This window comes from Moorena bouillonii PNG (genome assembly GCF_001942495.1).
GTDB classification, from domain to species: Bacteria; Cyanobacteriota; Cyanobacteriia; order Cyanobacteriales; family Coleofasciculaceae; genus Moorena; species Moorena bouillonii.
In genome coordinates, this window is sequence record NZ_MKZS01000001.1 from 3,208,685 (window position 1) to 3,218,269 (window position 9,585).

General features: G+C 41.4%; 5 protein-coding genes. 2 read left to right on the top strand and 3 right to left on the bottom strand.

The window, feature by feature from the left end:
- Window positions 1-476: 476 nt before the first annotated feature.
- The 3 genes from BJP37_RS13055 to BJP37_RS13065 all read right to left on the bottom strand — a co-directional run bounded on the left by BJP37_RS13055 (window position 477) and on the right by BJP37_RS13065 (window position 5,309).
- Window positions 477-2,258: an LIC_10190 family membrane protein gene (locus BJP37_RS13055; protein ID WP_075899349.1), complete on the bottom strand. Its 1,782-nt coding sequence runs from the start codon at window positions 2,256-2,258 to the stop codon at window positions 477-479.
- 317 nt (window positions 2,259-2,575) lie between these two features.
- A complete protein-coding gene (locus BJP37_RS13060; protein WP_075899351.1) occupies window positions 2,576-4,045 on the bottom strand; it encodes an NAD(P)/FAD-dependent oxidoreductase in 1,470 nt (489 codons plus the stop codon).
- 196 nt (window positions 4,046-4,241) lie between these two features.
- Window positions 4,242-5,309 carry a glycosyltransferase family 2 protein gene (locus BJP37_RS13065; protein ID WP_075899353.1) on the bottom strand — a complete coding sequence of 356 codons (1,068 nt, stop codon included), beginning with the start codon at window positions 5,307-5,309 and terminating at the stop codon, window positions 4,242-4,244.
- Window positions 5,310-5,794: 485 nt separating this feature from the next.
- Between BJP37_RS13065 and BJP37_RS13070 the strand changes: the two genes are divergently transcribed.
- Together BJP37_RS13070 and BJP37_RS13075 are read left to right on the top strand one after the other, a co-directional pair.
- Window positions 5,795-6,859, top strand: coding sequence for a glycosyltransferase family 2 protein (locus BJP37_RS13070; RefSeq protein ID WP_075899355.1), 1,065 nt, complete (start codon window positions 5,795-5,797; stop codon window positions 6,857-6,859).
- Window positions 6,860-6,872: 13 nt separating this feature from the next.
- Window positions 6,873-9,533 (top strand): glycosyltransferase, encoded by a 2,661-nt coding sequence (locus tag BJP37_RS13075; RefSeq protein WP_075899357.1) that lies wholly within the window; start codon window positions 6,873-6,875, stop codon window positions 9,531-9,533.
- The last annotated feature ends 52 nt before the right edge of the window (window positions 9,534-9,585 follow it).

Consider the following 9,585-nt stretch of genomic DNA (forward strand, 5'->3'; position numbering starts at 1 on the left):
AATGGTACTACCTTTACATACCAACCATTTCAGCTTGTTTCGTCACCCCTTCAGAATAAAATACTAATAGTTCTTAATAAACCCGGCCTGATTGTGCTTGTTGACAATGGATTTTCCACATATAGCAGTCCTATATGATTCGTGAAATATATTGGTTCAAGCGTTCGCGATAGCGTCGGCTGTCGCCGTAGGCCACGCTGCGCGAACGCCAAATCGCTATAACCCTTGCCTAGCAACGATTACAGATTTTGCTGATTTTACAAATGATTTAGGATTGCTATAGGGGTAATTTTGATTAATAAAACCTCTCCCTATTACCTCACCTCCCTTTCACGGGATTGAATTGACAATTTATTGATGAGAATGAAACAGCCCTGCCTAATCGCTACTCCCTATTCTATATTCCCTGTTCCCTATTCCCTATTCCCTATTCCCTATTCCCTATTCCCTATTCCCTATTCCCTACTCCCTACTCCCTACTCCCTACTCCCTATTCCCTGTTCCCTTTTTACTTTTATAAAACCACCTTTAATACCACGGTTTGGATCGCGAAGTTTGATATTATCTTCTAGTTCAAATGCACAAGGTAGTTTAGCAGACCAGCATAGCTCATGCTCTTCTGGAGAGATATCTTGTGGAGAAAAATAATTAATACCATTGACTTGTTTTTTGACTAAATCTGACCTCATCATCTGGGGAGGGAGAATCAGTCGATAGTGAGTTTTTTGATTCAGAACAATAACTAAGGTGATAACAGCCAAAGCTAAATAACTAGTCCTACTAAATATAGGAAGATTTTTCCATATCTTTGATACCGGTATTTTTTTTGTGATCAGGAAATTAAAATTGCCAATTTTTTTATTAAAAAATATAGTAATATATAAACTAGGTATAATAATTAGATATCCTACTCCAAGTCTGATTACAGGAGCATAGAGCATCATAAATATGGTTCCTGAAATAGCTAAGCCTAATACCCAAATCAAACCCCAAAGGCGATGATTGATTGATGTTCGGAGAATAGAGATGGCTAATAAAATTGAAATTAAAATTATTCCAGTAGCGATTTGATTTAGAGTACTAGCAATCAACCAAAGCACAAATTTCCAAAGCCAGGGAGGAATATTTGGTGGAGGTGAGTCAAACCAGATTCCCCAAACGCGAGTGTTTTCAGCAACTGCTTTAGCTTCTGCTGCTGTCCAAGACCAGGGTAAATCCAGACAGAAGAATGATGAGGGAAAAAGTGGGCAACCAGAGGTGATGATATTGACAGCGAACATCGGTGATAAGAGTAAAGTAGTGATGACACCACCTATCACCAGTCGTTTCACACAAAACCTACTGAAAACAGTATAAAAAATAACTGATATTAATAATAGAGGTAGAGAAGTAAGCTTTATGCTTACAGCTCCAGCTGCTAAAATTAGTGGGATAAATTGATCGTAAAATTTATTTTTAAAACTAGAATTTTCATCCTGAGTTACGGATGATGAGCGATGGTGAGCAATGATTAACATTGCCCAAGCGATGATTACGGTCAGCAAAATTACTGGGATATCTGGCGATGGAGATACCAGGATATCTGACATGTGACTGGATAGGACTAGGAGAGGGAGTACAATCAATGAGCAGATGACGATAAACCAGTCACTTAGCTGTGCTTTATTGCTGAATAGTTGAGCTAAAGCAATCAGACAGTGTACTATTGCCAGAAGAAAGGCAAAGCCATTGGTGATGGCACTAACTTGAGCATCCAAAATTGGAGGGTTAAACGGAGCAGCGAGAGCAAACCACGATGAGGTAAAACCAAGCTGCTGAAGGAGCAGGGCGATACCTGGCACTGCTCCATACTCGGACAACCATCGGATGGCTCCATAGTGATAGAGACCTGTGTCAAGCCAAGTTACTTGTCGGCTGGTGAATGCTGCGACACCAAATTCTAAGGTCAACAATCCCAAGGCTAGGTTGGGAAACAGCATGAAACATAGATTAGCAATTTCATGGCGGGTAGGTTGTGATGTCAGAGACAATAAACTCAGACTAGCAGCGGTACACCAGCCTACCCAGGAATTGAGGGGAAATACTAGGGAGGTTGCTAGCAGTGCAATGGACAGCACAACGATGCCCAACCACACTGCTGCAATAATGCGATCGCTAACTCGTTTAAAGGAATCCGCTTGGAGTACATTCAGTACAGCAGTTCCGATCAAGTAGCAAGGAATAAGTAGAAAATTCCAAGTCGTGATGAAGTAGAACATGCCTATATAGCATTTGTATCTGGGTTGTAAACACACGAATTGCCGAAAAAGGCAAGAGGCAAGAGGCAAGAGGCAAAAGGGGAAAGAGATCCTCAGTTTTATTGGACAGTAAAAAAAAGACTATACAGGTTTACATCTCAAATACAAACGCTATAGCGTTTATAGGACTCATGAGGTACACATAACTGTTTGACTATTGGCTCTTGCCTTCCCCTCCTGGGAGGGGTTAGGGGTGGGTTCCTGCTCCCTGCTCCCTGCTCCCTGCTCCCTAAAACCCAGATATTTGTACCTCACAAGTCGTATAATTGCTATATAGCCTATACAGGCTGAAAAACTGAGTCCTCTACTGAATCCTGTTTTTGCTTTAACTCTTCTGTGGTAAATTCTTCATAGTAAGACCGTTCAGTATTTACCTGCCACAGATCATGGTTTTCCCCCAATAAGTTCTTAACTGCTAGCATTCCTGTTAACATCGAATGGTCTTGATTGTTGTAGCGATGCATCCCATTACGTCCAATGGTTTGTAGGTTATCAAAGTCTGCTAAAAAATCTTGAATCACTTGTAAATGCTGACGATAATCACGGTCGTAAACTGGGTAAGCTTTAGGTTGGCGCAACACAGTACCATCTTCTACAGCCTTGGCATCAGCTAGACCTAAACTCGCCAATTCACGGGTGGCTAAATCCAGCAATTTGGTCTCAGATAGATTCCAGATTTCATCTCCCTCATTACAGAAGTATTCTAAACCCAGACAGGTCTTGCTAGGATCCGATACCATTTTTGGACTCCAATTCTTAAAGTTTTGGATGCGACCCACTTTCACCTCTGGACTATGGATATAAATCCACTGATCAGGAAATAGATCTTTAGCATCAATAATGAGCGCTACAATAATAAAAGCTCGATAAGATAGGGATTTTGCTGCTTGGATTACCGCTGGTGGGGGAGGTGGATCCAGTTTTTTAACCAGTGCTGTCACTGGCATACTAGAGATGAAATGGTCTCCAGAGATACTGATAGTTTTTTCATCCTGCAAAGCAGTAATACTTTTGATATGATTACCATCTCGTTGAATACTAGTGACTACAGTATTCAGTCTTACCTGACCACCTTGATTATCTACTGCTTGCTGAAATTTTTCCCACATCATCCCTGGTCCAAGTATGGGGTAATCAAATTCCTTAATCAAGCTTTTGCTATTTTGACTTCCGAACAAAGCATTGATAATTGCTTGTTTTAGAGATAATTTTTGAATACGCTGTGCTGCCCATTCTGCTTGAATTTTATCGCAGGGGATGCCCCAAACTTTCTCCGTATACGTTTTAAAAAATAGTCTGTATAAACGACGACCAAAGCGATCGCTTACCCACTCTTCAAAGGTTTCAGGTTCACGCCAAGGTCGCAATTTTGCCTTGATTTTTGCCTTGAAGTAGCTGAGCAAAATAATCAGACTGTTAATGATGCCTAAATTCGATAGGGTGTTAAAGATTGAGAGGGGATAGTCGTAGAATTTACCCTGGTAATAAATGCGTGACATGCGGGGAACTTTGATAAAGTCTTCCCCTAAAACCTCTTGCCAACGTTGATGCGCTGCTTCTACTTTGGTATAGAAGCGATGACCACCAATATCGAAGCGATAGCCTTTGTAGACTTCGGTGCGAGCAATACCACCGACTTTATTGGATTTTTCTAGAACGATAGGTTTAATGCCTTGTTTAACCAGGTCATAGGCAGCAGTAAGACCAGCCGGTCCTGCCCCTGTAATCACTACGGGATAATGTTCCATTGATTAAAAATAGTGCGTCAGTGGTGAGTGCGTTAGTGGTCAGTTATTAGTAGGATAATATCGATTTTTATTCCATAGCGATCGCAATTCTAGGTTAACCCTAAAATTCAACCTTAATTTTAACGTTATTTCAACAGTTATATCAACTCTTATTGTTCATGCTTTTAAATTAAAATTCAGCAATTATCAGGCTTTATTAATGATTAATTCCTGATAATTTAGGCAAGTATATCAGAGGTTTTAGGTACTTTTTAAACCAATGACGAACTATACCAATGGCAAACGCAAGTCCGCTGTAAAAGTAATACAGCCAGTGCCATGGAACGGTTCGTATAGTGAATAGTAGACCACGCTTTTGATAAAAGAATTGGTAGACAGGTCTGTTGAGTACTAGCAGGGCGAGACTAAACACACAGGTAGCAATAGCAATCACAGTACTAGACCACCAATAAGCTGTAACTAAAGCACCTAGTAGAGCATAGACTAACACCACACTAATACGACTAGATAGTTTTAGGTTCAAGTCACTGATAAACTCACGACAGTTTTCTGGACTTGCGTCGCGAACCTTAAGAATTATGGCAGTCCAGGGCAAGGCGCGGTAGAAAAAGTCAGCTCTAAGCAAAGAAATTATGCCCCAGCGCTTGAGATGTTTCACCCGTAGAGTCTTACACAGCTTAATCCTGTAACCTTTTTCCTTGAGTCGATAGCCTAACTCAATGTCTTCAATACAAGGTTGACGATAATTTTCCTCAAAGCCACCCATGGCAAGAAAGATGTCACGACGGATTGCGCCACAGGCACCCCAAAAGGTAGATGCTTGTTCAGATGCAGTTTGGTGAGTGTAGTGGTGGAGTAAATTTTTGTACTGGGAAAGGAAATTAGCAGCACCGGGAGCATCGTCATAAGAACCAATTAAAGCGGTTAAATTAGGTTCATTGTTAAAGATTTTCACCACTTGACCAATAGTATCCGGATAGATTGCTACATCAGCATCTATAAAGAACAGGATATCGCTCTGTGCTGCTTTCGCTCCCAGGTTTCGGGCTTTAGCGGGACCCCCTGCTGTGGGCAATCGAATTACCGTGGCTCCAAAATCTTGGGCTATACGCCATGAGCCATCAGTATCGCCATCAGCTACTACAATCACTTGATCGGGAGGGGGTTGAGCTTGAGATAGTCTGGCAAGACATTGGTGAAAGTCTTTGCCTCCGTTGTATACGGGGATGATGACGGAGATAGTGAGTCTAGCAGAGTCAATCATTCTTTAGAGAATATACCTTCAATTACTGATTGAGATTTTGAGATTAAATCGTTACTCTGCATCTCAATAATACCCTCAAATAGTATAACATTAGCTTAGACAAAAAAATCAGTTTATAATAAATTTAACTAACTCGTTGATTGGCTTTAACAAAACTACCGAATAATCACCAATAGAGATTTTTTTTTCAAAAAGTCCTGAATTGACTGAGTAACTCTGTACTTGTAATAGAGGTTGTGTCTACAGGTTGAGCAGTCAGGCATCCGCTATCAGCAGTCAGCGGAAGTCAGCCCATTTGATATATAGCAATTCTCTATGCCATGAGGTACAAATGGATCCCCCTAAATCCCCCTTATAAAGGGGGACTTTGAGGTTGAAAAGCGTACCTCATAAATCCTAGAAACGCTATAGCTAAATGCTGATAGCTAAATTAAAAACTCAGTTTATCCCTGTGGAAAGTATAGATATAAAATTTAAATCATCAAATGTCGGTTGTTAAAACAGTTGATAGCTTACCACTGGTTTCAGTGATTATTCCTGCCTATAATACAGAGCAGTTTATTGAAATCACATTACAGTCTGTTCTTTCTCAGACCTATAAAAACCTGGAAGTGATAGTGGTAGATGACGGTTCTCAAGACCGCACAGCTGAGATTGTTCAATCTATTGCTAAGCAAGATCAGCGTGTGATTTTACTACAACAACCAAATTTAGGGGTGGCTGCTGCTCGTAATTTAGGGATTAAAAACGCGAAGGGAGATTATATTGCTCCCCTGGATGCTGATGATATTTGGTATCCGCAAAATTTAGAAAAGCAAGTTAAACGCTTCTTGGCAACAGAGCCATCGGTAGGGTTGGTTTATGCTTGGTCGGCGGATATTGATGCCGAAAATTCACTGACTGGAAATTTCCGTGCCTCAACTATAGAAGGAAAGGTTTATAAAACTTTGGTATGTCATAACTTTTTAGGCAATGCTAGTGCATCTGTGATTCGCGCCTGTTGTTTTGAAACCGTCGGTGGCTACAACTGTCAATTAAAAGCACAACAAGCTCAAGGGTGTGAGGATTGGGAGCTCTATCTGCGCATTGCAGAACATTATGAATTTGCTGTTGTGCCGGAATTTATGATTGGCTATCGCAAGATTGTTAGTAGTATGTCTCGCGACTACAGCCAAATGGCTAAGTCTCATGGTTTGATGCTAAGTGATGTTCAACAAAGGCATCCAGAGATTCCAGCAGCACTTTATCAATTGTCAAAGAGTAGTTTTTATATGTATTTGGCACGACAAAGTAGTCAGTGTAGTAGCGATCGCAGTACATTATTTTGGCTATCTCAAGCTTTGAAAGCGGATTTTATTACCCCTATTTTTCGCTATGGGTTGTATATCTTGTTCATTAAAAGCGTATTTAGAATGATCACTAAGCTTAAATCTGATAATTATGTTAATAAACCATCAGTCAGTTATACGGATTTAACGAAACGCCGAGGTAGTCTATATTTCAAGCTCTTGCTTGGAAATTTATTACACCGTTCACTGCTGATGATATAAGAGATTTTTGGTTATGCTTTATCCAATCAAAGTAGTGGACATTGAGTTGAGCCGCCCCCTGACTACTCTTGATGGTTTGGATGGCTATATGGCAGTGCAAGGACTGCTTCGCTTCCATGGTGCGCCAATTGGATATGTTAAAGCACCGATTACTAATGGTCACTGCACAGCTCAAACCTTAAGTAAACGTATTCTGGAAGACCATAGCGAGACGATTATCAATCGTCTTTTGTACAATGGATTATCCTTACCTCTCGGACGGGAAAGCTTGTGCCTTGAGGATTTGTTTGATGTGCCACCACCGGAGTATAAGGGCAAGTTGCCGTTAGTAACGGTTGCGGTTTGTACTCGCGATCGCACTGCTAATCTTGCTGTATGTTTAAACGCTCTCAAGCAAGTCGATTATCCTTACTTAGATATTGTAGTTGTTGATAATGCTCCCACCAATGATAGCACCAAAAAACTGGTAGAAACTTATGCTAATATTCGTTATATTTGTGAACCTCGTCCGGGTTTAGATTGGGCGAGAAACAGAGCTGTTATTGAAGCTAAAGGAGACATTATTGCCTATACTGATGATGATGTAGTGGTTGATTCAGCATGGGCAAAAGCATTAGCCCTAGTGTTTATTAAACATCCTGACGTTATGGCAGTGACTGGGTTAGTTGTGCCTTATGAATTGGAAACCGAAGCACAAGTGCTGTTTGAAATGTATGGCGGCTTCGGGCGAGGTATGAGGCGTAAATGGTATCAGGTTAACCGAGGCAACAAAATGCCTTGGAAACTCCTGGGTACGGGACAATTCGGTACAGGGGCAAACATGGCTTATCGCCGCTCAGTATTTGATGATATTGGTTTGTTTGACCCTGCTTTAGATGTGGGTACTGTCACTAATGGTGGTGGTGATTTAGAAATGTTTTTCCGGGTGATTAAGGAAGGACATACCCTGGTCTATGAGCCTAGTGCCATAGTCCGCCATCGACATCGACGGGATTATACTAAGTTGCGTACGCAAATTACTAATAACAGTATTGGTCTGTTTTCTTACGCTATCCGTAGCCTCTTTGCCTATCCAGAGGAGTGTCTGTCTTTCTTGTGGACTTTGCTCAGAACGATAGTCTATTGGATTTTAAAACGTCTGTGTCTTGGTTTCAAAAACCCCACTCGCTTCCCACAGGATTTAATTCTGGCTGAATTAAAAGGCTGTTTCATTGGTTTAAATCGCTATCACAAAGCTCGCCACACTGCTGCTGAGATTACTAAATCTTTCGGTAACCAAGAACGAGAAACAGAAGTTGATGTAGATAGTGATCCCTACCCAATTTTTTCTGACCCTATCTTTCCTGCTCTGACTAAGGAAGAAATCCCAAGGATTAAAACCAATCCAGGTATAGCCGTGCGGACTGTGGATCTAGGGGAACCTTTACAGGCATTAACTGATGTAAAAGATTACTCATTAGTACGAGTGTTTGTGAAATGGCATGATCAGCTTTTAGGTAGCGTTGATATTGCTAACCCTGATCGAGGAATTAGCAAGAATCGCTTAATTGAGGTTATTGTCAATCAGTTTGGTCAGAAGTTGCTACAATTAGACCTTAATTTTAGTAGCGATTACTGCTATAATCAAGCACTATCTATCTTAAGTAATCACTATAAATCCAAGGATAAAGAGACTGATTTACTAACCTCTTTAGCAAAGACTATACCAGTTTCTATTATCATCGCTACCTATGACCGACCCCAAGATTTGCGGAAGTGTTTGTCGAGCCTAGTTGCCCAAGAGTCTACTCGACAATTGGAAATTATTGTAGTTGATAATCATCCCGCTTCTGGTTGGACTCCACCAGTAGTTGCTGAGTTTCCTGATGTTGTCTTAGTTAGTGAATCCCGTCAGGGACTAGCTTATGCTCGCAATGCTGGCTTTGTTGCTAGTACCGGGGATATTGTGATTGCGACAGATGATGATGTTACTGTGCCACCGGATTGGTTAGAAAAGCTAATTGCTCCTTTTGCTAGACCGGATGTGATGATCGTCACAGGTAATGTTTTGCCCTTACAGTTGGAAACCAAAGCCGAGCAGTCTTTTGAAAATTATGGCGGCTTGGGACGGGGCTTTGATTGGTTGGAGGTTAACGGAGATTGGTTTGAATCCTTTTTCTACAAGCCTGTACCAACTTGGACTTTAGGAGCAACGGCTAATGCTGCTTTTCGTGCCAGTATCTTTCGCAATCCGAAGATTGGCCTGATGAACGAAGTCCTCGGTGCTGGTATGCCTTCAGGAGTTGGTGAAGATACTTACTTATTTTATAAGGTACTTAAAGCTGGCTATACCCTGGTCTATGAGCCAAACGCTTATGTCTGGCATAAGCATCGCAATGAAATGACAGCGCTACATCGTCAGCTTTACAACTACAGTAAAGGTCATGTTGCTTACAATCTCACCACATTGTTAGAAGATGGGGATTGGCGAGGATTGGTGCAAATAGTGCTGGGATTGCCACTTGCTCATTTATGGCGCATCTTTGAACGGCTAAAAGGTTCGAGCAATTATCCGATTGCCCTCATTTGCTTGGAAATTACAGGTAATCTGGCTGGAGTTTGGTCTTTGTGGCAATCTCATTTACGGGTTAAACGTGAAGGTCGTATAGCAATGGAAACAGGGAGTAGGGAGTAGGGAGTAGGGAGTCGGGAGTCGGGAGTCGGGAGTCGGGAGTCGGGAGTCGGGA

Bases quoted from the DNA above. Each gene is read 5' to 3' on its own strand.
- BJP37_RS13055 (WP_075899349.1), bottom strand. From the start codon at position 2,258: ATGTTCTACTTCATCACGACTTGGAATTTTCTACTTATTCCTTGCTAC.
- BJP37_RS13060 (WP_075899351.1), bottom strand. From the start codon at position 4,045: ATGGAACATTATCCCGTAGTGATTACAGGGGCAGGACCGGCTGGTCTT.
- BJP37_RS13065 (WP_075899353.1), bottom strand. From the start codon at position 5,309: ATGATTGACTCTGCTAGACTCACTATCTCCGTCATCATCCCCGTATAC.
- BJP37_RS13070 (WP_075899355.1), top strand. From the start codon at position 5,795: ATGTCGGTTGTTAAAACAGTTGATAGCTTACCACTGGTTTCAGTGATT.
- BJP37_RS13075 (WP_075899357.1), top strand. From the start codon at position 6,873: ATGCTTTATCCAATCAAAGTAGTGGACATTGAGTTGAGCCGCCCCCTG.